Annotated in this window: 14 protein-coding genes; 8 read left to right on the top strand and 6 right to left on the bottom strand. The window is 44.1% G+C overall.

The annotated features are described in order from the left end of the window. Window positions 1–27 precede the first annotated feature (27 nt). Entirely contained in the window at window positions 28–4,059 is a 4,032-nt protein-coding gene (locus ACE38W_RS05650; RefSeq protein WP_375829379.1) for a two-component regulator propeller domain-containing protein, read from the bottom strand. Between the two features lie 234 nt (window positions 4,060–4,293). On the opposite strand from ACE38W_RS05650, the gene ACE38W_RS05645 reads away from it, so the two are divergent. The 5 genes from ACE38W_RS05645 (at window position 4,294) to ACE38W_RS05625 (ending at window position 14,506) form a co-directional block, all read left to right on the top strand. Next, window positions 4,294–7,302, top strand: a complete 3,009-nt coding sequence (locus ACE38W_RS05645) for a SusC/RagA family TonB-linked outer membrane protein (RefSeq protein ID WP_375829377.1) — start codon at window positions 4,294–4,296, stop codon at window positions 7,300–7,302. A 21-nt stretch (window positions 7,303–7,323) separates the two neighbouring features. Beyond that, window positions 7,324–8,784 (top strand): RagB/SusD family nutrient uptake outer membrane protein, encoded by a 1,461-nt coding sequence (locus ACE38W_RS05640; protein WP_375829375.1) that lies wholly within the window; start codon window positions 7,324–7,326, stop codon window positions 8,782–8,784. A gap of 49 nt (window positions 8,785–8,833) precedes the next feature. Next, entirely contained in the window at window positions 8,834–10,912 is a 2,079-nt protein-coding gene (locus ACE38W_RS05635; protein WP_375829374.1) for a DNRLRE domain-containing protein, read from the top strand. A 129-nt stretch (window positions 10,913–11,041) separates the two neighbouring features. Beyond that, a complete protein-coding gene (locus ACE38W_RS05630) occupies window positions 11,042–13,114 on the top strand; it encodes a glycoside hydrolase family 2 TIM barrel-domain containing protein (RefSeq protein WP_375829372.1) in 2,073 nt (690 codons plus the stop codon). Window positions 13,115–13,153: 39 nt separating this feature from the next. Further along, window positions 13,154–14,506 (top strand): DNRLRE domain-containing protein, encoded by a 1,353-nt coding sequence (locus tag ACE38W_RS05625; protein ID WP_375829658.1) that lies wholly within the window; start codon window positions 13,154–13,156, stop codon window positions 14,504–14,506. Between the two features lie 74 nt (window positions 14,507–14,580). Here the strand turns inward: ACE38W_RS05625 and ACE38W_RS05620 are convergent, their stop codons facing one another. From ACE38W_RS05620 to ACE38W_RS05605, 4 genes are all read right to left on the bottom strand, one after another. Further along, complete coding sequence (locus ACE38W_RS05620; protein ID WP_375829371.1) at window positions 14,581–18,036, bottom strand: hypothetical protein; 3,456 nt, start codon at window positions 18,034–18,036, stop codon at window positions 14,581–14,583. 335 nt (window positions 18,037–18,371) lie between these two features. Beyond that, window positions 18,372–19,229, bottom strand: a complete 858-nt coding sequence (locus tag ACE38W_RS05615) for a helix-turn-helix transcriptional regulator (protein ID WP_375829369.1) — start codon at window positions 19,227–19,229, stop codon at window positions 18,372–18,374. 115 nt (window positions 19,230–19,344) lie between these two features. Further along, complete coding sequence (locus tag ACE38W_RS05610; protein ID WP_375829368.1) at window positions 19,345–19,827, bottom strand: DUF4822 domain-containing protein; 483 nt, start codon at window positions 19,825–19,827, stop codon at window positions 19,345–19,347. Window positions 19,828–19,940: 113 nt separating this feature from the next. Next, window positions 19,941–21,161, bottom strand: coding sequence for an amidohydrolase (locus tag ACE38W_RS05605; RefSeq protein WP_375829367.1), 1,221 nt, complete (start codon window positions 21,159–21,161; stop codon window positions 19,941–19,943). 195 nt (window positions 21,162–21,356) lie between these two features. On the opposite strand from ACE38W_RS05605, the gene ACE38W_RS05600 reads away from it, so the two are divergent. Continuing rightward, complete coding sequence (locus tag ACE38W_RS05600; protein WP_375829365.1) at window positions 21,357–22,688, top strand: amidohydrolase; 1,332 nt, start codon at window positions 21,357–21,359, stop codon at window positions 22,686–22,688. 240 nt (window positions 22,689–22,928) lie between these two features. On the opposite strand, the gene ACE38W_RS05595 is transcribed toward ACE38W_RS05600, so the two are convergent. Beyond that, entirely contained in the window at window positions 22,929–24,158 is a 1,230-nt protein-coding gene (locus ACE38W_RS05595) for a glycoside hydrolase family 27 protein (RefSeq protein WP_375829364.1), read from the bottom strand. A 213-nt stretch (window positions 24,159–24,371) separates the two neighbouring features. Here ACE38W_RS05595 and ACE38W_RS05590 point away from each other — a divergent pair, with 213 nt between their 5' ends. Both ACE38W_RS05590 and ACE38W_RS05585 read left to right on the top strand, forming a co-directional pair. Further along, window positions 24,372–24,752 carry a VOC family protein gene (locus ACE38W_RS05590; RefSeq protein ID WP_375829363.1) on the top strand — a complete coding sequence of 127 codons (381 nt, stop codon included), beginning with the start codon at window positions 24,372–24,374 and terminating at the stop codon, window positions 24,750–24,752. A gap of 255 nt (window positions 24,753–25,007) precedes the next feature. Further along, window positions 25,008–25,829, top strand: coding sequence for an alpha/beta fold hydrolase (locus ACE38W_RS05585; RefSeq protein WP_375829362.1), 822 nt, complete (start codon window positions 25,008–25,010; stop codon window positions 25,827–25,829). Window positions 25,830–25,843: the final 14 nt, after the last annotated feature.

Genomic DNA, 25,843 nt, shown 5'->3' with positions numbered 1-25,843 from the left:
CTTTACAAGCAACTAACTCCTCACTCCCTACTCCCTCTTCCTCCATTCCCGTGGCGACTTCCCAAAGTGTTTCTTAAACTCCTTGCTGAAATACTTTGGATCACTATACCCTACTTTATATGCTACCTCACTGATATTATATGTCCCATCCTCGAAGTAGCTGACAGCCTTCTTCATGCGGATGGCGATGATAAAATCGTTTACAGTAAGCCCTGTGAGCATATTCAGCTTCTTGTATAGCACAGGCCTGCTCATAGCCAGTTTGCGGGAAATAATGTCGACGCTAAAACCTGGCTCCTCCATATTCTCTTCAATAATGTCTATCACACGCAATAAAAAAGGATCCTGAATAACATCAGGCGTTTCTTCATCTACAGGCACTGCCACACTCGTTTCTAGCGACAGCTGCTTTGCAAAACGAACATGTATTTTCTCCCGGAGACTTAACAGATTACCAATATGCAAGGCCAGCATTTGAATACTGTAAGGTTTTGTCAGATATACATCTGCACCCTTCTGCAAACCACTCAGCTGCTGCGTGGTAGTCGTCATGGCGGTTAATAGAACTAACGGAATATGGTCCGTTCGGGTATCCGTTTTGAGCTTATTACATAACGTATAGCCGTCCATGCCAGGCATCATCACATCACTCACAATGATATCCGGAATAGTATCTACCGCCACATCCCAGCCGGCAGTGCCATTGCTACAGGTAATGACCTGATAACTTTTCTCCAGCATCTCCTTATTAAATTGTAGAATTTCTTCGTTGTCTTCTATAAGTAATACCGTATACCTTTTCTCCCCTGCCGGCATTGTCAGCGCTTCCATACGAGGCAGCAGCTCCGGAGGCGAGGCTAAAGAAAAGACCTTCTTTTCGCTGTTCTCACGAGATACCCGTTCCTGCCTGACCGCCTGATCAAAATGGTGGTGGCCCTTTCGCAAGGTAACCGTAAACACAGTCGTATTGCCCTTTTCAGCACGAGTACTGTTTACGCCAATAGTGCCGCCATGAAGCGCTATTATGCTCTTTGCCAATGCCAGTCCGATACCATAGCCTTTATTATCACTGTCCTGATCATCCTCCTGGAAATAATTTGTAAATAGTTTAGGGAGATTTTCCTGCGATACGCCACGCCCTGAATCTTGTATAGACACTGTAACAGTGGCATTATTATCCGTTATAGTCGCACTGATGCTGCCACCAGAGGGCGTAAATTTATAGGCATTGTAAAATAGATTATAAAAGACTTTTTCCAGTTGCTCTTTATCAAAACAAAGGACTATCGGTGACGGACCTACGAATTCATATTGAATATTCATCGACAAAGCCCTGTCTTCGAAAGTATAGAAGATCTCCCGCAGAAAGGCTACGATATCCTGTTCACTTACATGCAATGACAAGTTACCTGATTCTGCCTTCCTGAAGTCCATCAGCTCTGTAATCAAATGCAGCAGGCTTTCAGAGTTCTTACGTATTATCTGTAGCTGACGTGTATTTTCATAATCTTCTTTATTGATCATTAATAATTTCTCGGCAGGACCAATAATCAAGGACAGCCTGGAACGCATCTCATGGGATATATTCGTGAAGAAGTCCAGCTTCAACCTCGTGAGTTCCTTATCCCGGCGTATCAACGACCGCAATACGAAAAAGCGTATCACAAAAAAGCCAACTGCTATCAGCAGCAGGCCGTATATAATATAGGCCAACCATGTTTTCCAGATAGGCGGAAGCACAGTGATATGTAAGCTCACCGGCGCGCCCCAGATGCCGTCATTGTTAGAACCCTTCGCCAGAAAGTCATATTCTCCTGGCGGCAGGTTCATATATGTGGCCGATGGTGTGGCGGCATAATTCCATTTCTTATCAAAACCTCTTAACGTATATGCATATACGTTTTTATCAGGCTGCACATAATTTAAAGTGGTAAACTCCAAAGTGAATACATTCTGCTGAGAGGTGAAACAAATGTTTTTTGTCCGGCTGATTTCTTCGCTCAATAGCTTGTCCTGACCGTTAACGCTAATCGTATGATCGAATAATTTCAGGCCCGTCAGGAATGTTCCTGGTGCATAAAAATTCTCTTTAATCTCCTCCGGATGAAAAAAGGTAATGCCATTATAACCACCAAACATCAGCCTGCCATCACTGGTGATACAGCTGGAGTTGATGTTAAATATATTTCCTGCCAGTCCATCACTTTTATTATAGTTTTTAAATACCATCCGCCTTACATCCAGCTTACACAAGCCATTGCCAGTGCTGACCCAGAGATTATTGCGACCATCCGACCGAATAGCTGCAATGTTATCATCGGGCAGGCCATTTTCTTTGGTGTAAACTTGAAAGTTCTTTGCTTTATCTGGTGTATAGCGCGCCAGTCCGCCAAAAGCACAGCCTATCCAGATATTGCCGTCCACATCTTCCTGGATACTGTTAATATTATTCCTTGGCAGATTATCCTTCACGCTGAAGCGTTGAACCGCCTGGCTTCCATTAGGTAACAGAAACAACGCGGCCGATGTCCCCACCCAGATATCACCGTTTTTAGCTTGCAGCAAGGATTTCACCGCGCTGCTACCTATTATTTTAGTAAGATGATTTTCCGGAAGCCTGGTTAATGATCTTCCTGATCTTTTAAAAGCAAGTAACCCTGTTTGCATACCAATCCAGCAAATACCATCTCTGCTTTCCAGCATAGACAAGACTTCTGAGCTACGTACCACCGGGTCATTATCTCTATAAAAAAAACGGGTAAAATTCTTTGTCGATGAATTAAATACATTTAACCCACCTCCGTGTGTACCGACCCAGAAATTCCCATCGATATCTTTATAAATCATCTTTACCAGATCAGATCCCAGGGAATTACTATCCGCATTATTATGCCTGAAAACAGTTACCTGCTGCGTGGCGCTGTTCAGATAGTTCAATCCTCCCCCTTCTGTGCCTACCCATAAGTTATGAACGGCATCTTCGGCAATGGCACTCACCACATTATTATTGATGCCCTGGGGATAGCTACCCGTCCTGTATATATGAAAAGGTGTATTATTAACGGATACACTGTTTACGCCGCCCCAATATGTCCCTATCCATGCGGTAGCGTGATGGTCCAGGTAGATGCTATATACGGAGTTGTGACTGAGCGACTGCGAATGTTCAGGGTCTGAATGATAATTGAGAAAAGTGCCGTCATGAGGATGGAAGATACTGATGCCGCCCTGTGTGCCAATCCATAGCCTGCCCAGGGAATCTATCTTTATATCTCTGATATTATTATTTATCAGGCCATTGGCCAATCCGGATTCATAGCGTTTAAACGATCCTTTTTCTGGATCATAATAGTTCAAGCCTCCTTGCTGCGTACCTACCCATAGCCGGTTGTTTGTATCACCGATAATAACTGTGACGTAGTTATCACTCAGACTTTCTTTATCGTGGCTATTATGCCGGAAAGACCTGAAAACAGGCCTGCCATTTTCGAAAGACATTCGGGTTAGTCCCAGGGAGGAACCGATCCAATATGCGCCGCCCTGGTCCTGGTAGATGGTGCGGATGTTATTATTTTCCGCCAGTCCTGCCACAGAATCGGGAATGGCTACCTGTTGGAATTTCACAGTCTGCGTGTCCTTCAATTTAAATAACCCCACCGAAGACCATACCCAGACGTTTCCTTGTTTATCTTCATAAATACAGGAGATGCTGACGTTGGTCTTTACCGGTATATCCTTCAACGTTATATCATCAAGCTGGTCCGTTACCGGATTATATTTATTCAATCCATTACGGGTGCCTATCCAGAAGTTATGGTGTGTATCTACCAACAAATGGGTGATGTAATTTTCGGGTACATCGATGTATTTGCTGTGTGGACTTTTATAATGTTTAAATCTGCGGGTATCAAATCTATTCAAACCATTCTGTGTACCGAACCACATAAAGCCGTTATTATCCTGGGCGATGCAAAGTACAGCACCAGGGTCCAGCCCTTCTTCGGAGGTAAGGTGATTAAAAAGCAATTCCTGGCCGCTAAGATGCAGGCACCAGAGCATAACAATTATTAGGATACTAGATTTTGGCATCATTACATCAAACATTCATTATTAAATCAGTCTTTCCGTTCGGATGGCATGTTTGGCGTTCTACATTGTTCTTGCAGGATAGACAAAAAAGCCTGCTTTTCTACCGGAATTTACAATTTTCCCCCATTTTTTTTCTGATTTTACCCGATCCCCTGCTCCCTGGAAGGATATCTTGCCACTATCTAAATTCCAAAACTAAACGTTATGTTTCCACGACTATTTCTAATTAGTATCCTGCTATTTCCATTGGGCTTATGGGCACAAACCAAAAAAGTTACCGGAACGGTAAAGGATGAAACAGGAGTTCCTATACCAGGAATCAGTGTGCAAGTCAAAGGAAAAACTACCGGGGCAATGACCAATGCATCCGGACATTTCGAGATTGATGCCCTACCTGCAGAAATACTTACTTTCTCTGCCGTCAATTATACCAGGCAGGAAATACCATTAAATAATGCCAGTTTCCCACTTACCATTACCATGGCTTCTAAAGTGACCAGCATCAATGATGTGGTGGTAGTAGGTTATGGTACCCAGAAAAAGCGTGACCTCACTGGGTCAATATCGTCTGTTTCTACCAGGGACTTCAAAGAGCAGCCTGTGGTCAATGTGCAGCAGATCCTGCAAGGTCGTGCTGCCGGCGTACAGGTAGTTTCCAATGCCGGCGCACCAGGTGGAGAAGTGTCTGTGAGGATCAGGGGTAACAACTCCATTAAGGGCGATAATAACCCGTTATACGTCATCGATGGTTATGTAGGCGCCGACCCCAGCACGGTAAACCCTAACGATATCGAAACAATGGACATCCTGAAAGATGCTTCTTCCACGGCCATTTATGGTAGCAGGGGCGCCAATGGGGTTATCGTTATCACCACTAAAAAGGGGCGAATCGGAAAGACCAGCATCGATTTTATGAGTCAGTTTTCCCGTGCCCGCGTATTGAAGAAACTCGACCTGCTGAATGCAGCGGATTTTGCCACTACGGCAAATGCCAATGCAGCAGCTAATGGCACAGCCCCCATCTATACTGATGCCCAGATCGCCAATTTTAAAAACAAAGGCGGTACCGACTGGCAGGATGCGATTTTCAGAGTGGCGCCCGCGCAGGAATATCAACTCAGTATCTCCGGCGGCAATGATAAAACACGCTTCTACACCAGTGGCAACTTCCTCAATCAACAGGGCATCATCATCAATTCTTCTCTAAAAAGATATGCATTAAGGGCGGCCCTGACATCTCAACTATATAAAAAATTACAACTGCATGTAAATGCTTATGCTGTCAGAAATGAAACCATGAATACCGGTATTACAGGTAGAGATGCCCCTATTACACAGGCCATTGCCTGGGCGCCAACAGTGCCGGTAAGAGACAGCAACGGTGCCTATACGCTCAATGATCCTGTAGGTTCCATATCGTTCAACCCAGTGGCCCTGGCCACTGACCAAAGAAGAATTAGTTACAATTCTACTTTCGCTACTATCGCAGGACTGAAATATGAATTCATTCCCGGTCTTACATTCGATATGACCGGCGCCGTAAACTACGGCAACGTACAAACGATGAATTATACCGGCCCCGCGATCACTTCAGCCAGAACCGCCAATGCTGGTCGCGGCTCCACCGAAAATATCGGCATACAAAGTACCAACAACCTTACCTACAGCCATCTGTTTAATAATGCACACCAGCTTACCGTTACAGGCGTAATGGAATATCAGTACTTTACCGCTAACGGCTTTAATGCCAACGGCAACAGCCTGACCTATCCTACACTGGAATATTATAACCTGGCCCTGGCACAGACCTACGGCGTAGGAACAAATTACTCAGATTATAAGCTGTTATCATTCCTCGGCAGAGTAAATTACGATTATAAAGGCCGCTACTACCTCACCGCTGGTGTAAGACGCGATGGTTCTTCCAAGTTCCAGAATGGTCATCAGTATAGCACCTTCCCTTCTGTTGGCGCTGCATGGAAGTTGTCAGAAATGGATTTCATGAAAAATATCCATTTCCTTAATAACCTTAAAATCAGGACTGGATACGGCGTTACCGGTAACCAGGCCATCAATCCATACCAGACGCTGACTGCCTACACCAATGTTTCCACTACCCTGACACCTGGAAGCGTAACACCAGGTATCGTTTTAGGAAACCCTGGCAATCCAAACCTCCAATGGGAAACAACCCGTCAATGGGATATTGGATTAGATGCAGATATGTTTGACAACAGACTTTCCCTTACTGCTGATTACTACAATAAAAACACCAGCAACTTGCTCCTCTCCGTGCCTATACCTAATTATATGGGTGGTGGCAGTGTTTTGTCTAATGTAGGAAAAGTAAATAATAAAGGTATTGAACTGGCCCTCTCCGGTGATATCATTCGCAATAGCAGCGTTACCTGGAACAGTGCTTTCAATATATCCTTCCTGCGTAACAAAGTAGTAGCGCTATATTCTGATAAAAGCATTCCTTCAGGAACAAACATTGGCTCAGGACTTTCGCCACAACCAGAGTTTATGATAATACCAGGCCAGCCGCTGGGAACCTATTGGGGCCTTACCTACCTTGGCACCTGGAAACCTGGTGAAGCCGCAGCCGCTGCTGCGTATGGCAACGTACCTGGCGACGCTAAATACCAGGACCTCGATGGTAATAAAATAATTGATGGCAGTGATTATCATATCATCGGCCATGGATTACCAAAATACTCCTGGGGCTTCAATAACACCGTTAGCTGGAAAGGCTTCACACTGAACGTTTTCATACAGTCGCTCGGTGGTTATGATAAACTGGACTATACCTATGCTGCGGGTATTACTGCTAACTCTGACATGCGCCAGGCAACAATTGCAGATATCAAAAACAGGTATATCCCTAAACAGAATGAAACATCTGATATACCTGCTTTCAGCAAAACAAACAAGAACTACACGGTATCTACACGCTTCCTGGAAGATGGCACTTTCATCCGCTTCAAAAATATCAGCATCAGCTATGAGTTGCCGCCATCACTGGTAAAACAAGCCAGGATTACGGTATACGTGCGTGCAGCCAACTTCATCACTATTACCAAGTACAAAGGATTTGATCCGGAAACAAACAGTGTGGCTACCGGTGCTGGCAGTGATGTCAACCAAAGCATCGACTATGGCTCTTATCCTAATGCCAAAACTATTACCGGCGGCGTAAAAATCGGATTATAACCTCATCCCAAAAAAACGAAAATGAAAAAGATACTCTGCATCATATTCCTTGCATCGCTTACAACCGCATGCAATAAAGAACTGAATGAAAGTCCTAATGGGCAACTGGTGGGCGACGCCGCACTCGGCACTATTGAAGGTCTGCAAACCGCGCTGGCAGGCGCTTATCAGCCATTGAAAAATGGTTACACTTCAGGATTTGCCTCTGCAGCTCTGGACGCAGTGCTGATGGGCTCCGACGATATCACCACACATCCTGCCAGCAACAAACAGGAACTGAGAGAGATGGACCAGTTTGCAGTCAATTCTACCAATAGCAGGATCAATGTGATCTGGCTGGGTTGTTACAAAACCATTCAAAATGCTAACAACATCATAGAAAATTATGGAAAAGTAGGTAATACTGCCAATATCAAACAAATCGGAGGAGAAGCTTACTTCTTACGCGCCTTCTCCTATTTCTGGCTGGTACGCCTCTGGGGAAATATTCCACTGATCACTACTTCCAAATACAGTGCGGATCTGTTGTCTATTCAAAAAAGTGCGCCTGCAGCAATTTACGCGCTCATCGAATCGGATCTAAAAAATGCAGAGTCGCTGATGGGCAACACCAAAGCCGCTGCTGGCAGGGCCAGCGCCGGCACTGCTAAAGCATTATTAGCTGAAGTTTATTTAACAGAAGCTGGATATCCAATAAAAGATGCTTCCAAGTATGCGTTGGCAGCGGCTAAAGCTAAAGAAGTCATCGACAACAAAGCTACTTATGGCTTCGACCTTGTACCTGATTTTGCTTCGCTGTGGACAGGTACTACCAGCAGCAACAGTACGCCGGAAGATGTATTCTCATTGCAATTCTGTAACAGCTGTGGCAACCCAAGTACATTGTATGGTAAGTCTGCCATGCCTGGCGATGAATCTGGCTGGGATGACTACTTCTGTGAAGTTACATTCTTCAATAATTTCCCTGCGGGTAAAAGGAAAGATGTTACTTTTTATACCGTATTTAAAACCAGCGCCGGTAATATCAACTGGCAGAATGGTCAGACCAAACATCCTTACTATAACAAGTTTCGCGTAAATGCTCCTACTCCAGGCTATCTTACTTCCGCTTCAGACTTATCTGTGAAGATGTTACGTTATGCACAGGTATTGCTGACCTATGCAGAAGCACAGGCCCGCGCTACTGGTATGCCTTCGGCAGATGCCTACACTGCCGTTAATCTTATTCGAAGCCGTGCAGGATTACCAGACCTCACACCAGGATTAGCAGGCAGCGCATTTGCTGATTCAGTTGTAGCAGAGCGCTCCTGGGAATTAGCCGGCGAATACACTCGCTGGTTTGATCTTCAGCGACTAGAGCTGGTAGAAGCCGCGAACAACAACAAAGCGCCAGATGATTTAAAACCATTAAACGCCATCACCAAAGACAGATACTGGCTACCTATTCCTTACACGGACAAACAAATTAACAACGGATTATAACAGCGAACAATGATTCCACATCCCTTCTCTAACCATTTAATTATCTACAATGAGAAAATCATTATCGATCGTTACAGTGATTTGCGGCTGTCTTGTTGCATGTGCCAAGCAAGATAACCTGCAAAGACTGACACAGAGCAAATCTGCAGTGGTGGCGGGCGCCGTAGGCACGGTATATTATGTTGATCCTGCCGGCAATGATACCAGTGCCGGCACCAGCTCTACTACGGCCTGGAAAACTATTGCAAAAGTTAACTCCATGACTTTTTCTCCTGGAGATCAGATCCTTTTTAAAAGCGCTGGCGTATGGAACGACACCTTGCATCCTAAAGGCAGCGGCACTGCTGGTGCACCTATTGTCATCGATAAATATGGTGGCAGTAGCTTGCCAGTCATCAATGGTGGCGGTCTACTGAACGGTTCCATCACGCTGTTGCTGGATAAGGTTTCCTATTGGGCAGTGAGCAATCTCGAGATCACCAATACGGTGCCTTCCGGCACTACCTATGCTGCAACAGGCATAAGAGTCAATGGGGGTGCCGTTTCTACTGATCCATTTAATTCAAACATCACGATCAGCAATTGTTATGTTCATAACGTCAACGCTGCTACGGTAAATCAAACCAACTATGCTAAAGGCTCCGGCGGCATCATTATCAATGGTATGCTCAGCGATGTACTGGTACAAAGCTGCCATGTTGCCAACTGCTCAGTAGAAGGTATTCGTACTACCGGTGCTACAGATATGGCCAGCAGACTAAAAAATATCATCTTCGATAATAATCTTATTGAGAATATTTATGGAGATGGTATCGTTATGTCCTCTGTAAGCGGCGGCAGTAAAATCACCAATAATACGGTGTACAAAGCCTGCATGACCAATGACGCCAACTTCGCTGGCATTTGGACCATTGCCAGCACAGGCACGCTGGTAGCGCATAACGAAGTCTATGGCATGACTGGCGGCGGCGCCAACGATGGCGAAGCTTTCGATGCCGATGGTTACACTACCGCCACTGCTACTGACGGCGACATCTTCGAGTATAACTACACCCACGACAACAACGGTGGCTTCATGCTGTTCATGGGCTATTCCAAAAATATCACCGTCCGCTACAACGTAAGCGTGAACGACATAGGCACCCTGGGGTCACAAATTAAAAAACTGTTCTGGTTTGAAAAATCCGGCAACAATAACAGACAGATTTACAATAACGTATTTGTAATTAAAAATCCTGCAAATAGCCTGCTGGCCGTTTACAATGGCTCCGGCGCTGCCACAGCCAATTTCTCTAACAACATTATTTATACTACTTCCACTATTGGAAATCTCTCTAATGTTGCACTCACAAATACCATGCAGTTTAACAATAACTGCCTGTATCCTTCCAACGTGTTCTCTGGCGCCAGCTATGGCACTGCCATACTTAGCAATAACTTCTATGACAATCCACTCTTTGTCAATCCGGCTACGGGCACAGGTTTTAATGTAGCTGCAGGATATAATGTTGCTGATACTTCCCGGTGCCGCAATGCAGGACTGTTGATCAGTAATAACGGCGGTGTCGATTTTGCAGGAAATCCATTGCCCGGCAGTAATCCTGATGTGGGCGCATTTCAACATGCGATCATCTCTCAGGCTGGCAGTTCCCTGGACGACGCCTATGTGCGTGATGGCAGCTATGCCAATACCAACTACGGCACAGATACATTGTTAGTCGTAAAAGCTGATGCTACTTCTTATGCGAGGAAGTCGTACCTGAAGTTTAGTTTCTCTCTCGTGACTACACGCAATGTAAGTAAGGCTATACTCAGTATTTATTGTGCTACCACGCCTGTTACCAACACGGTAAACGTTTACAGCACTGCTACCAAATCCTGGGCAGAAAATAGCATCACCTGGAATAATGCACCAATGGATACTACCCGTATAGGGCAGGTAAGCATTACCGCACCAGGTACTTATAATATTGATGTTACCAATGCTGTGAACAAGGAATTACTCAGTGGCAACAAAAATGTTTCGTTGTTATTACTCAATACAGGCGCATATAACTCTAACGGCTATATGATGTTTAACAGTAAAGAAGCTAATAATAATCAACCCGTTCTTCAATTACAGTATTAACCCGGATGCCCGCCGAATGCAAAACAGGCGTGGTTTTCTGATTAGTTGGATGTCTGCCTGTGGCACATACAGGCAGACATCTGCTTATAACCAGACACCTCATCCAGCTATTTAGTTCAGCAACATACAATGAAAAGGAAATCATTTATTACACTCATCGCTTGTTTAATTACGCTCTGCTGCAATGCCTTTGCCGGCAGTATACGAACCATCACGAATCTGGATGCGGGCTGGAATTTTCATTTTTCGTATGATATCCGAAAGAAACCACAGCTGCAACAGGTGACGCTTCCGCATACCTGGAATGCAAAAGATGTAATGAATGGTCAGCTGCAATATTATCGGGGTGCAGGTATCTATAACCGCAACGTGGCCTATCATCCAGACTGGAAAGACAAACGCGTATTCCTATATTTCGAAGGTGCCAATTCCGTTGCGGATGTATTAGTAAACAATAAATTCGTTACGGAGCATAAAGGCGGCTACACGGCATTCTGCACAGAAATCACCTCCTACCTTCATGCCGACTCTAATAACACCATAGCTGTACAAGTAAGTAATGCCGCCAGGATGGATGTACTACCATTATCCGGCGATTTCAATGTATTTGGTGGCCTCCATCGTTCTGTATGGCTGATCGTCACCAATAAAAACTGTATCACACCACTGGACTATGCCGGGCCTGGCGTTTATATCCATACAGAAAATATATCCGCATCACAGGCTACCGTGAACGTATGTACGAAATTATCACTACCCCTACAAGGCCACAAGCTGGAAGCCCGCACCATAATTAAAGATGCAATCGATAAGGAAATCAGTCGCCAGCAAACGACTATTGCCAGCAGTGATTCGACCTTGCATCAAAGAATTACCATAAACAACCCACACCGCTGGAATGGTAGACAAGATCCTTATTTATACCAGGTAAGCGTGCAGTTATATCAAGATGACCAACTGGTAGATGAAGTGACGCAGCCGTTAGGCCTACGTACTTTTAAGGTAGATGCAACAACAGGTTTTATCCTGAACGGCAAACACCTCGACCTGCATGGTTTTGGTATGCATGAAGATGTAAAAGATAAAGGTTCCGCATTACTGCCCGCTGATCATAAAGAGGAAATGAATTTAATTCTGGAGTCAGGAGCCACCGCCATGCGACTCACCCATTATCCACACGGCAATTATTTTTATCAGCTGGCAGATACCACAGGTGTAATTGTGTGGACAGAGATACCATTGGTAGGTCCAGGAGGCTATACCGGCACTGGTTTCATCAACTCTCCTGCATTGAAGGCACATGCCCTTCAGCTGTTGACAGAAATGATACGACAGCAATATAATCACCCTGCTATTCTTTTCTGGGGGTTATTTAATGAGCTGAAATTAGATTATGATGATCCACGTCCTTTCCTGCTGGAGTTACAGGCACTTGCCAAAAAAGAAGATAGCTCCAGGATCATTACCTGTGCTACTTTCCTGGACACAGACTATTTCAATACAGTGAGTGACGTGATCGCATGGAATAAGTACTACGGCTGGTATGGCGGCTCCTTCAGTGATATAGGTGTTTGGGCAGAAGCTATGCATCATCAATTTCCATCCAAGCCAATTGCTGTTAGTGAATACGGCGCCGGCGCCAATATATTACAGCACCAGGAAACTTTGAAGGCCCCCTCCGCTGATGGCAACTTCCATCCTGAAGAATGGCAGACGGCTTACCACGAAGCCAATTGGACGGCCTTGAATGCCCGGCCCTTCATCTGGGGAAAATTCGTTTGGGCTTTAGCAGATTTCAGCTCTGCTATCAGAACAGAAGGCAATGTAGACGGTCTAAACGACAAAGGTCTCGTTACCTACGATCATAAAATTAAAAAAGATGCGTTCTATTTCTATAAAGCTAACTGGTCAGCAGAACCCATGTTATATCTGACAGAAAAAAGAGCACAGGAGAGAACCATGGCAATAACTACCGTTAAAGTATATACGAATCTTGATAAAGCAACACTATATGTAAATGGGAAAAATATAGGCAGCGCCAGCCGCGATTCAATAGGAAGGGTTATCTGGCTAAATGTTAACCTGCAAGCAGGCCCAAACACCATCATGGTAAAGGCTGTAAACAATGGTACCATATTACAGGATGCCTGTACCTGGACATTGAATACCACCGCAACGATCAGTAATACATCAACCAAATAATATTTCTGAATCCACTAAAACCTAAACGTTGTGAAAAAAATGAAATTGCTATTATTTCCAGCTGTTGCCGTGGTGGCAGCACTGACGTTTTCAGGCTGTGAGAAAAAAAGTAGCGGCCTGCAACCTATTAATGGAAAGTCTGCAATAGGTATCACCACCGATTCATTGGCAGGAATAGCTGTAAACTACCCAGCTGTTGAAGATGCCTATGTCAGAAATGGCACTTATGCCAGTACTAATTACGGTACCGCCACAGGCCTCGTGGTGAAGTCTGACGCCACTTCCTACAATCGTAAGTCATATGTAAAATTCGACATCTCCGCGGTAACCGGTTCCAGTGTGAATAGTGCTACGCTCAAGTTATATGTCAGCAGCGTTAATACATCTCCCTCCCGTACTATCAACGTGTACACTACCACCACTTCCTGGACGGAAGGCGGTATCAACTGGAACAACGCACCCATGGATACTACCCTTGTTGGTAAGCTAACAGTAAGCGGTGTTGGTTGGTATTCCATGGACGTTACCAGCCAGGTAAACAGCAAACTTTCAGGCACCGATCGTAAAGTATCTTTCCTGCTGGCCAACAACGGCGCCTTCGATCCTACCGGCGACATGACCTTCTCCTCCAGAGAAGCGGGCAGCACTTATGCACCAGGGTTATCCATCATTCAATCTGCTAGTGATTCTACAGATGTTCAGAAAATACTGGCCAACTACAACCTGATATGGAACGACGAATTTAATGGCACTTCCATGGATACCAGTAAATGGAGTTATCGCGCTAATGGCTCCGTAAGAAATTACGCCACTGTTGATGGCGCCAGAACAGTAGCGCTGGATGGCAACGGCCATATGGTTATCCGTGTAACGCAGGAAGGCAGCACCTACTACGTAGGGCAAGTTTCTACTGACGGTCGTTTCAATTCACAATATGGCTACTATGAGTGCCGTGCTAAAATGAATCAATATATCGGACCGCATGTGGCATTCTGGCTGCAATCTCCAACCATGGGCAACACACCCTATAATAATCCCGCAGTGAATGGTGCTGAAGTAGATATTTTCGAATACCATCGTCTTACGCCTAAACAAATCTGGCAGACCATTCACATCAATGGTTATGGCACTGCTCATCAATCACAGGGCGTGCAAGTCCCTGTATCTTCCATAGACACCGGTTATCATACATTCGGACTTCTCTGGACTGATTCTACCTATAAATTTTATATAGATGGATACAAAACATGGGAAACCACTTTTGGTCTGTCTAAACGCACGGAATATATTATTTTAAGTACCGAGCTGACAGGCTTTGGAGGCACGCCGTCGTTGGGTTCTTATCCAGACAGTGTGATGTATGATTATGTGCGTGTTTATCAGCCTAAATAATTTTTATGCAGATGATAAATGCAGAAGCCCAAAGCTGTTTATGGCTTTGGGCTTCTTGTTTTTATGTTTGATGATTACATAGTCACGTCATTCGGTGCATCGCAGCTGCCGAAGCCTGTCCAGCCAGGATAATGGGCCGTTACTCTGTTAGCCCTGTAACGTTTCATAATAGTGCTGATACGAGGCACGGTAAAACCACCACTATTCAATGCCACACTGATAGTCTGTGTTTCTTTCGTATCTGCATAGAAAGAAAGCAACACCTGACCCGTAACAATCGCGCTGCCATCCAGGGTTACAACATGTCCGCGCAGCATATCTTCCTGCTTGTAATAATCATACTGATCGAATTTTGTAGCATGACCTGAAGCCACATTGATTTGTGCACCTCCCAGCAATATTGGATGTGCAGGTGCTTCTGGTGGAATGCCATAACCAATCAGTCCAATGCGGGTATCACTCGAGAAGAAGCGATCACCATATTGCTTGAATACATCCGCATAACGTGGATCTCCATACATAGATTCTATCATCAGCTGCACCTTTTGGGTTTCACCAGGATCCAGTTTTAATGACATGCTTTCTACGTATAAACGATAGTACTTGGCAAACATACCTCGGATCTGTGGTACCACGTAGATGTCTGCTTTTTGTTCGAATGGATTATGCAGGGAGATCTGCGTAATTTCTCTTTTTGCCGGAGAGGAAGACGCTGAAATATAGCGTGTATAGTTAGACTGTGCACTGTTATTACTGTCTGTAACCTCTACAATGTTAGGGTTTACGGAAGTATCAATGTACAGCGGCGTTCTGACGATGATACATTTGTGACCATCATTTGGAGGAATCCAGCCGAAGGAGAATTCAACAAATGGGGACGATGTTTCTGGTGGCACATCATGTGTATCACTACCAAGATAAACCTCTGGCGCGCCTTGTACCGTAAAGTCTTTGATGTAGAAATCTACTTTTACATTCCTTGCCGTTACTGGACCACGATTACGATAACGTGCAATGATCGTGTTGAGATGTCCTACCCAAGGTACGTTCGTCCAGTGTGCTGGATCTGTCATGGAGCGCACGTTGCGTACTTCGATATCAGGACTCTGCCAGTTGTCGCCACCAGGCCATGGACGGATGTATAAGTCCGGGCGACCGTTAGTGCCATACTGAATCCGGATCGTAGCCGTATTACCGCTCATAGACACCACGCTCATTCTGAAGTCTGCAATAGCCATGCTGGAAGTATCTGTTTCTTTATAGTCCTGTCCTACAGTGAAGAAAGAATTTTCACCTTCTGCATCTTTGGAAAGGCGCATAATCTGCGGCCTCGCGATAGGATAGGTAAATGATTGGGAAATCATGTCCGTTCCTAATACCACGGCATTATTAGCATCGTTTGGAGCTGTATTCGCCAGTTGCTGGTCGCCGATCTGGCTCACTTGTCCCTGACGATATTCGAAGTAGTAATTCCAACCATCTGCGATCCTGATCTCAACGGCTGTAAACTCACCTGCCGGCGGTGTTCCCAGCTCGCTGGCCTGTAATACTACAGTGGTATCCAATGGTATCGTTGAGCGGGAGAAATCAAAAGAGCGCACCCATTCAGGACGTACCCAGCCTGTTTCCATTTTCTGTCCTACAGACATATGTGGCAGCTCACCTTCTCTACTCATGAGGTCAAAGTTGGTAATATCCTTTGCCTGGATGGCTGGTGTATATAGGTCATTTGCATTGGTGTACAGATCAGGATAGCCGAGGTTATGACCTAGTTCATGCGAAAGTGTTTCATAAATGGTGCGACTATCACGCGTTGGGTTCCAGTCGTCCGGCATACCGAGTACGCGCATATTTGCACTACCACCGGGAACGGAGAAGGATCCGCCCCATGCCTGTGGCCAGAAGAAATTATCGGCAGAGGTATTACCTTCAGAACGTATCACCATGATCAGTGTTTGCACGTTTCTGAAATCTACCAACGGATTACCGCCACCATCGGTCAGTGCCGCTGCAGCCGATATACAAGCCTGTGCAAATGCAACATTATTGGTAGGTGTAAAAGAATTATTAGGCCATGGCGAAGGCATCATGCTGAAGTTATCTGTCCAGGTGCTATTCAGGTGTATACTCAATACCTGGTTGCCTGCAAGTCCTAAAGTAAACGCGTTATGTGATACCTCTTCATAATAAGCTTTTGCACTGCGTACTTTACCATCAGGATCAGGCGTAGTACCTACTGCGCCATTGCGCCAGCTATTGGTGATAGTAGTAAAAGCAGCGCCGGTAGGGTATTGTGCAGAGTTAGTATCTACAGTAAGAATACAAATATTACGTGTGCCTGATTGCGGGATCACATCTACGTTTTGTGGCGAAGCAGGCCCACCGCCCCAGGTATATCCTGTTACGAAGTCAATCAATTCTCCTGTCATCCAATGTCCTGGGCTCTTATCTGGTACCGTCCATACATCAGTGATCTCGTATTCTACCTCTCCAACAAGCCCATTACTTACTTTATCAGTAATCGAAATTTTATACTTGCCAGGTTTGTAACCTACCAGCAGCATGATTTCGTTGGGTTGGGAAAGATCATCTTTTGAAAAAGAAATTGTACCGCCAGCTATTTCATCGGAGACTTTAATATTTACAGTACTCAGCGTTAATCCTGAGGTACCAAAGTTTATCTGTACACGCTGGAAAGTACCGATAAAAGGTTTGGGATTTTCAACGGTCAGGGTTACTGGCAACAGTGGGGCTCTATTTAATAGATCATACCATAAAAGCCTTTTAATATCTGCGACTATTAAAAGATCTTTCAAACTCCAGGCGGCTATCGGGCGGCCGCCGGCGGTGCTGGAAAGGATTACCTGCTTGGTACCTGTGGCAATATTGAGTGTGCTAACGTATCCAATCAAAGCCCTTTCAGTAAAGAGGATTTGTTTTTGTGTTTTATCTGCCCACGAAAGATATAAAGGGGAACGTAGTGCATTTCCAATGATCTTCCTTGTTTTTGCAGCCAGATTAAATGCAATGATCTGTCCTAATTTACTATCAGATACATATGCGTATTTACCAGCATCATCTACTAATAGTCCCACTGGTAGTTGAAAACCTGTCGATATTACTGTAGATGTTTTTGTAGTAAGATCATACGCGACAAAATCTCTGTTGAGCTGATCTACATAATATAAAATTTTGTCGTGCAGGGCCAGCTGCATTGGATGGCCGTTGCCTTTCAATATAGGCTTTGCATCCGACTGATTAGCTGCTGAAAATTTACATTCATAGATGATGAAAGTATGGTGAACGGAATCCGTATCAGCAACGAATATCCTGGCGCCATCCGGCGTAGCGGTAATACCGCCGGGTTCCTGGTAACCGGTACCAATGGATTTAACAGTACCTGAGTGCAGGTCCTGTGTGGATAAGCCTGTACCTTCTGTAAACAAAAGTAAGGAGGTGGCTGGACTACCGGCAGAGATAATTACTCCACCTTTCAATTGATCATTGAATGTCTTTGCTAACTTAGCCATGATTGTAATTTTTGGGGTAATGATAATAGTGCTGCCCGTGGCAGACGCGTGCTTAATTTGGGGTATTAAATTGCTTATGCTATTGCTACATTTTCCATTTGGGGTGTCGACAATGCTAAGTTAGGAATCTTCCATTATCACCAAAAATTATTGGTGATCGCATGTTGCATCATTCATTTTTTTTGACGAAAAATAGTGGAATAAATACGCTAAAATAGGCTACAGCACTGGATAAAAAGTACAATTACGGAATCTTACGTTATTTCTACTTAATACTGATCTTCGCAGCTGAATGCACAATATTTTGCTATTAAAAAACAGCTACAGCCATAAAATCAACCTTCTCTGAACTGTGTAGGTGTAATACCAGCCTGGGCTTTAAAGAAATTGGAGAAATAGGCATGATCTACAAATCCTAGTTCAAATGCAATTTCTTTTATAGAGAGATCTGTGGTTTGCAATAAGCGCCTGGCTTCCAGCAGTACGCGCTGTTGTATAAGTTTAGTGGCCGATACGTGGAGATTATTTTTACAGAGTATATTCAGGTAATTAGCAGAGATATGTAATTTGGCCGCATAAAATCCAACTAGTTTTTCCTGCTTGTAAAATTTATCAATCAGTGTTTTGAAATTTGCAAGTCTGGGATTTGACTGAAATACCTTCAGATCAGTAAAAATATTCTCGGCTTCTTTGCTTACAATAGCCGCAATAACAGCGGCTCTGGCACTGATTACCTCTTGTACAGAATTTTCTGAATTCAGTTCGTCCCTGATTGCATCAAACTCATATTTCAGTAGTTTAAAGCTCTCGTTGGACAATGGTATCACCGGATGGTTCATATAATTGGAAAACGAGAAGCGGAAAAATGGTGCAAAACGCTCAAAGAAATTTTGCTGTATCATCAGCTGATAGCCGGTGGTATCAGGCTTTATGTCCCAGGTATGCACCTGTCCGGGAAACAATACATGTATTTGTTTATTGCCTACAGGATAATCGTGAAAATCGATATTATGTACACCCTTGGCTGATTCGAAGAGGTTAATGATAAAGAAATCATGCTTATGCGGCTTGTCGATATGACGCTCACCATGGAGTTCGTTAAAGAGGAATTCCTCCCGGCCGGCAAGCTGGCCTTTCCTGAATTCGTGAAGGCCTAGAACGGGGATGTAGCCTGTTTCATCATATCTCTTCATAGCAGCAAATTTTGTTGGGAGATCTACTTCTAAAATAGGAAAAATTAAGGCAAAAAAAATGGATTGGCACTGAAAACAATCAAAGCCAATCCATCTTTTAAATCAGATTATCCTACTACTTCTTAGGTTCAGCGTGTGTTGTAGGTGTGTGGATAATATCGAAGTAAATCGTTTTGTCGTTTGCGTTAGGATAAATACGGTAGGTAAACTCCTGTTTTGTCAGTACAGTAATATCCACTACGCGGGTAAACAGTACTTTTCCATCAGCATCTTTCGCAATAACAGTACGGGTTTTACCATCAGCAGGCACTGACCAGTCGCCATGCATTTTTGGAGAATCATCCAGGTTGTACATGGTGAAAGTACCGTCTGCTTTGAAATAAGCAAATCCTACGAAGTTAGCAACGTTGGCATCTCCTAAGGCAACATTTTCCCCTTTGTTATTTTTTGCGTTGGTTGTTTCCCAGGAAACACTTGCCAGTGTTTCACTTGGAGTAAGTTGTTTTGGTTCATTGTCCTTATCCTTGCTACAGCTAAAAAGGAAGGTGCTACATACAGCGAGTAAAAGAACTGCGGTTACTTTTTTCAGATTCATCATATAATGAAATTTTTAAGCATGACAAAGGTATCTGCCTGCTATAACATCCCTTTGCGATTTTCATCCTAAAGCTTGAAACATTTATAACAGGCAACCGCCTTATTTTTCAGGTATCAAAAAACGATATTCCCTTTATGTACCAATGATTTCACTGGCGACACCCTTGATACTGCTTCCGCAGAGCAGGAGGCCTCCAGGAATACCAGGTCAGCATCATCGCCAGCTTTAGGCCATTGCTGCTTGCCTTTATCATCCAATGGCAGTACATTTCTCGTAGCAAAAGCCAGTGTTCTCGACAACGCCAATTCAGAGCTATAGCCGTATAAACTAGCGATGAGTCGTGCTTTCTGTAACATGTCACCAGGGCCGAAAGTGATCCAGTGGTCAATGATATTATCGTTACCTACCAGTACTTCCACTCCATGTTTTCTCAGCAACGGAATAGGCATCACCGTATTACCGAATGGAATAGAAGAAACGATACCTACACCTGCTTCTGCGAGCCGGGCTGCAATACGTTCCGTTTCCAACGGTGTGAGATGCCCCAGCGTGAAAGCATGGCTCACAAAGGTTTTACCGCGCAGCGATGGATTCTCATTGGCCTTATTGATCAGGTATTCAATTGTTTTCACTCCGGACTCTCCTATTTCATGCAAGTGAATATCGATGCCTTTATTATTGTCGATAGCCAGTTGTGTGATAAGGTCCATCGGCCTTTCTATACTGCCATCCAGCGAGTAAGGATCTACCCCGCCGATGAAGTCGATGTTCATTTTCACTACTTCTTTGAGTAGTGGGGCCGTATTGGTATAAAAAACACCATGCTGCGGAAAGGCCACCAGCTCAGCTCCTACAGTTTTCTCCTTATTTTTAAGGGCTCTTTCCAGGTGCTTTAAGGAATCAAAGCCAGAAGTGGGATCTACGTTGAAGTGAGATCGTATATAGGTGGTACCGTTGGATTGTAAAAAATCGATCAGTTTCTCAGCACGCTCCACAGAGGTTTTCAGCCATTCCGGGATCATTTTCTGCTCATAGGCAATCTGGTCTTTTACGGTCTTCCTTTTTTCTGAAACTGCCTGCCATGGGAGACCCCAGAGCATTTTATCCAAATGCGCATGCATATCTTTAAATGCAGGAAGCATCAATCTCCCTTTTGCATCAATGGCATCCTTATCAGGATCGTTGGGAGTGATAGCTTTGACCTTTCCACCGGCTACTTCCACACAAAAAAGCGCGGTCTTAGTTTTCACGACTTCTTCACCATCATACTCGAAACCCGTTTCCAGCAACACATTTTTAAATGCATAGCTGCTATCGTTTGCTATATTATCCATTTGTTCCATTTTTTCTCCGAAGATTACTATAGCAAAGTACGCGGTTAATATCTCCAGATCTTTGTGGTATCTATACAGATGCTTGAAAGATTTATAAGTCCCGAGGGATTAGTTATAAATCTTTCAAGGCATGTCATGAATCCTACACGGTCTAAGCGGAGATGAACATTATTTTTGTAAAAAATGATTGGGACTATGAAGAAAACGGAAATATCCCGCAAGGAATTTTTAAGGATGTCAGGCCTTGGGCTGGCAGGAATGGCCTTTGCTACTGGATTGCTGGGATCAGCTACGGCCCTTGCCGGCGATATAGTCAATGGCAAAAAAAGCTACCTGCTGAAAAATGTACGCCTTGAAACAGGGTTTGTATATGACGAAGGAGAGGTTGTCCACACTAAAACCGAATTGTTCTGCGTAGAAATCAAAGACGGGAAAATCAGTAAGATTTCCGCCAATAAACCAAACGACTCAAAAGCAATTGATGCTAAAGGATGGCTGATGCTTCCTGCGTTCAGGGATATGCATATCCATCTCGATAAAACCTTCTATGGCGGCCCTTGGCAGGCAACCAGAAGAACGAAGGGCGGTGTAAAAGGCATGATTGAACTCGAACAGCAAATCCTCCCGGAAATGCTGAAAACATCTACCGCTCACGCAGAAAAACTCATCGAACTATTACAGTCTAAGGGTACCAACTTCGCTAGAAGTCATGTCAATATAGAACCTACTTCTAAACTACAATCCCTCAATAACCTATTAAAGGCACTGGAAAATAAAAAAAATTCTTTTGGTGCTGAACTGGTGGCCTTCCCGCAGCATGGCGTGTTCTATACAGACTCCGTGCCTTATCTCAAGGAAGCCGCAAAAATGGATATTGATTATATCGGTGGTGTAGATCCTTATTCTATTGATGGCGCCATCGAAAAAACCATGGACTTCACCGTTCAACTGGCGTTGGATAACAAAAAAGGTATCGACATTCACTTACATGAATCAGGAGAATCAGGCGTGAAAACAATTGAATACCTGATTAAAAAAGTTAACGAAAATCCTGCGTTGAAAAATAAAACGTTCATCAGCCATTGCTTTGCCCTCGCGAGAGTAGATAAAGTGAAACAGGAAGCGTTAGCAGAGCAGTTGGCTGCAGCAGGTATCGGTATCGTGTCTACCATACCATTCGGAGGACTTATTATGCCTATACCTGTCCTTTACAAACACCAGGTAAATGTGATGACAGGAAACGACAGCATCATTGATCATTGGAGCACATTCGGCTCCGGTAGCGTATTAGAAAAAGCCAACACCATGGCTCAGCTCTACGGCTACGCATCAGAGTTCCTGCTGTCAAGAAGCTTAAAACTGGCTACAGGCAATGTTTTGCCGCTGGATGATAAAGGTAACCAGCAATGGCCTAAAGCCGGCGATGCGGCCGATGTAGTATTGATAGATGCCAGCTGCTCCGCAGAGGCAGTGTCCAGGATATCACCAGTTAGATCACTTATTAATAAAGGGCAAATCGTATATTAATATACGACGATGAAGGGGTATAAAAACAAGAGGGCGTCTCAAAAATATTTTTTTCAGGCGTAAGCCTACCGCGCGCAGCGCGGAACCAACCCAGCTGATACCGAAGGTATCAGCTGCAAATCCAGTACAGATAAAGGAAATGTAATAATCTACCTATTGCAGATCAATACCAGGTTATCGACAATTTCAGTTTGAAATTATTTTTGAGACGCCCTCTTACATTTTATATACAACCTATCTTTAGTTTTTTGTAAACACGTTGAAAGGCACACTGGTACCACTTACTTTCAATACCACCACGCCATGTGCCGGCAACTGATACATCAGCTTCTTTCCTGCCGCCAATTTCGACTCCTTATGCAACCATAAATCACGCACCGTAACAGACTTGTCAGCATTCAGGCCAATAGCACCGATATTCAATTCAGCGGTAGCCGGCGCATTAGTAGTATTCAACAGCGCTACACCTACCTCTCCGCTGCGAACGCTAATCAGTGGCTTTGCCCATAGCTGTACGCCCAGACTATCACTGAACTTCCTGGCCTGATAACAGAGTGGGTCCTGGTTCAAGGCAATCACCTCTTTGTTGGTAATGATAGATAATGTTTGCCCGGATATTTTACGGAGATCATTACCCAATAACAATGGTGAATTGAGGATACACCACATCGAAAAATGACTCTTATCTTCTTCGAAACTCATACCACGGCCTACCTGCAACATATCCATATCATTGAAATGACCAGGGGAACTATACTGCCACAAATCAGTATTCAAGGCAATAATCCGTAGGATGGACGCAAAATCATTATTGATATCGCCTGAGATTCGCCAGGAGTCGGCAATAAGCGGCGCCCATTTTCCTGGGAACTGCCAGCGGCAGATATTATATACCACTTCAGGTTTGATACGTCTTATCCAATCAGCAATCTGCGTATAACGCAATTGCTCATCGAGGCCAAGGTCTTTACCACCACACCAATCTACTTTCAGGAAATCATAGCCCCAGTTTTTCAGCAAAGTAGTAAGATCTTGTTCATCATGTCCATACAATCCGGAGCCAGAGCCGATGCTATCCCTGTCCCAGATAGAGGCACAGGTGTTTATCCCAGCTTCTGCATAGATGCCGGCTTTCAGGCCCTTGCTATGTATATAGTCAGAAAGTTTTTTCATGCCTCCCGGAAAACGCTGGCGATTATGCAGGAGTTCTCCTTTTTCATTGCGGCCACCAAAAAAGCCATCATCTACATTAATGTATTGATAACCGGCATCCTGCAGCCCCTTCTTCACCATGGCATCCGCTTGCTCACGGATAATCTGCTCGTTGATATTTACACGGAAATTATTCCAACTGGCCCACCCCATGATAGGTGTGCGGGGTTTATCAACGGCCTGCTGCGCCATTGACAGCTGTGTCATGCACAGCATAAAGATGGCCATCATGGCCCTTTTCATGTTCCTGTTTATCATTGAAGTTAATTTACTGCCGTTTCTTTCGGAAAAGTAAATTTATCACGGATAATTTAATAATTTCAATTTAAATACCAGTCATATCTTCCAACTAATCATCCACATTACCAATATTTCCGAAAAATGAAAAAAAGCGTATTATTAATTTTAGCACTGCTGATATCATTCGGTGTTGGTTTCGCATTCCATTCAGTTTTAAAACATCCAGCAAACATGAAACGAGTAACAGGTATCGGCGGCATTTTCTTCAAATGCAAAGACCCCGAAAAAGTAAAACAATGGTACAAAACACACCTGGGCTTTGATACAGACCAATTCGGTGCTAAGTTTGAATGCCCTGCATCTAACAATGGCGAAAAGAAAGCCACCACCGTATGGAGTCCGTTTCCTGAAAAAACGGAATACTTTGCTCCCGCTACCAAAGACTTCATGATCAACTACCGTGTTGAAAACATTGAAGCCCTGGTAGCCGCTCTCAAAGAAGAAGGCGTAACGATCTTAGATAAGATTGAAGCCTATGAAGGATTCGGAAAATTTGTGCATATAATGGACATAGAAGGTAACAAAATTGAACTGTGGGAACCGAGTAAATAAAAAACATACAAATAGTACAAAACGCCTGTAAGTCTTACTTACAGGCGTTTTGCATTTATACCCTTATCTCCTGTTCCAGGTAACACCTGCTATACATTTCCCCTATTTATTAATCTATATTAACGCCATTTCTTCATCTAGGTTATTGTACGCAGGTACACAAAACCCCGAGCTTTGTCAAACAATTGATCACCACAAAAGATGTTCAATTAATTACTTCACTGAAATATTTTCCAAATCAATAAATCCTAACAAATGAACAAGATTACTGTAAAAGACGGCACTGAAATATATTACAAAGATTGGGGTACCGGACAACCACTGGTATTTCACCACGGATGGCCTTTATCTAGTGATGACTGGGACGCACAGATGATATTCTTCCTGCACCAGGGTTTCAGAGTAATTGCTTTTGATCGAAGAGGTCATGGAAGGTCCAGCCAAACTGCAATCGGCCATGATATGGATACTTATGCTTCCGATGTTGCTCAACTCGTGCAGGCGCTCGATTTAAAAAATGCAGTACACATCGGCCACTCTACTGGTGGTGGTGAGGTAATCCGCTATGTAGCAAAACATGGACAAGGCCGCGTAGCTAAAGCGGTACTGGTATCTGCTGTTACGCCTATCATGGTGAAAAACGAAAACAATCCTAATGGCGTTCCTATGGCTATCTTCGATGATATCCGCCTCAACACCGCTACTAACAGACAACAGTATTTCCAGGATTTTACCATTCCTTTCTATGGTTACAACCGCGAAGGCGCTAAAAAATCACAAGGTATCATGGATAACTGGTGGCGCCAGGGTATGATGGGCTCCATCAAAGCATACTACGATTGTATCAAGGCATTTTCAGAAACCGACTTCACAGAAGACCTGAAAAGCGTTGATATTCCTGTGTTGGTAATGCATGGTGAAGATGACCAGATCGTACCTTTTGAAACGACCGCTGTTAAAGCTGCCCAACTGCTGAAAAATGGTAAACTGATCTCCTACCCAGGTTTCCCACATGGTATGCCAACTACCGAAGCTGCTACCATCAATGCCGATCTGCTGGCATTCATTAAAGGCTAATCCCAATAATAAAG

Source organism: Chitinophaga sp. Hz27, assembly GCF_042263525.1.
Taxonomy (GTDB): Bacteria; Bacteroidota; Bacteroidia; order Chitinophagales; family Chitinophagaceae; genus Chitinophaga.
Note: the sequence above shows the minus strand (reverse complement) of the source record. Positions and strands in the feature narration are given on the sequence as shown.

What these genes read in the sequence shown, in the direction of transcription:
- ACE38W_RS05650 (WP_375829379.1), bottom strand. Translation starts at nt 4,059, where the DNA reads ATGCTCTGGTGCCTGCATCTTAGCGGCCAGGAATTGCTTTTTAATCAC.
- ACE38W_RS05645 (WP_375829377.1), top strand. Translation starts at nt 4,294, where the DNA reads ATGTTTCCACGACTATTTCTAATTAGTATCCTGCTATTTCCATTGGGC.
- ACE38W_RS05640 (WP_375829375.1), top strand. Translation starts at nt 7,324, where the DNA reads ATGAAAAAGATACTCTGCATCATATTCCTTGCATCGCTTACAACCGCA.
- ACE38W_RS05635 (WP_375829374.1), top strand. Translation starts at nt 8,834, where the DNA reads ATGAGAAAATCATTATCGATCGTTACAGTGATTTGCGGCTGTCTTGTT.
- ACE38W_RS05630 (WP_375829372.1), top strand. Translation starts at nt 11,042, where the DNA reads ATGAAAAGGAAATCATTTATTACACTCATCGCTTGTTTAATTACGCTC.
- ACE38W_RS05625 (WP_375829658.1), top strand. Translation starts at nt 13,154, where the DNA reads ATGAAATTGCTATTATTTCCAGCTGTTGCCGTGGTGGCAGCACTGACG.
- ACE38W_RS05620 (WP_375829371.1), bottom strand. Translation starts at nt 18,036, where the DNA reads ATGGCTAAGTTAGCAAAGACATTCAATGATCAATTGAAAGGTGGAGTA.
- ACE38W_RS05615 (WP_375829369.1), bottom strand. Translation starts at nt 19,229, where the DNA reads ATGAAGAGATATGATGAAACAGGCTACATCCCCGTTCTAGGCCTTCAC.
- ACE38W_RS05610 (WP_375829368.1), bottom strand. Translation starts at nt 19,827, where the DNA reads ATGATGAATCTGAAAAAAGTAACCGCAGTTCTTTTACTCGCTGTATGT.
- ACE38W_RS05605 (WP_375829367.1), bottom strand. Translation starts at nt 21,161, where the DNA reads ATGGATAATATAGCAAACGATAGCAGCTATGCATTTAAAAATGTGTTG.
- ACE38W_RS05600 (WP_375829365.1), top strand. Translation starts at nt 21,357, where the DNA reads ATGAAGAAAACGGAAATATCCCGCAAGGAATTTTTAAGGATGTCAGGC.
- ACE38W_RS05595 (WP_375829364.1), bottom strand. Translation starts at nt 24,158, where the DNA reads ATGATAAACAGGAACATGAAAAGGGCCATGATGGCCATCTTTATGCTG.
- ACE38W_RS05590 (WP_375829363.1), top strand. Translation starts at nt 24,372, where the DNA reads ATGAAACGAGTAACAGGTATCGGCGGCATTTTCTTCAAATGCAAAGAC.
- ACE38W_RS05585 (WP_375829362.1), top strand. Translation starts at nt 25,008, where the DNA reads ATGAACAAGATTACTGTAAAAGACGGCACTGAAATATATTACAAAGAT.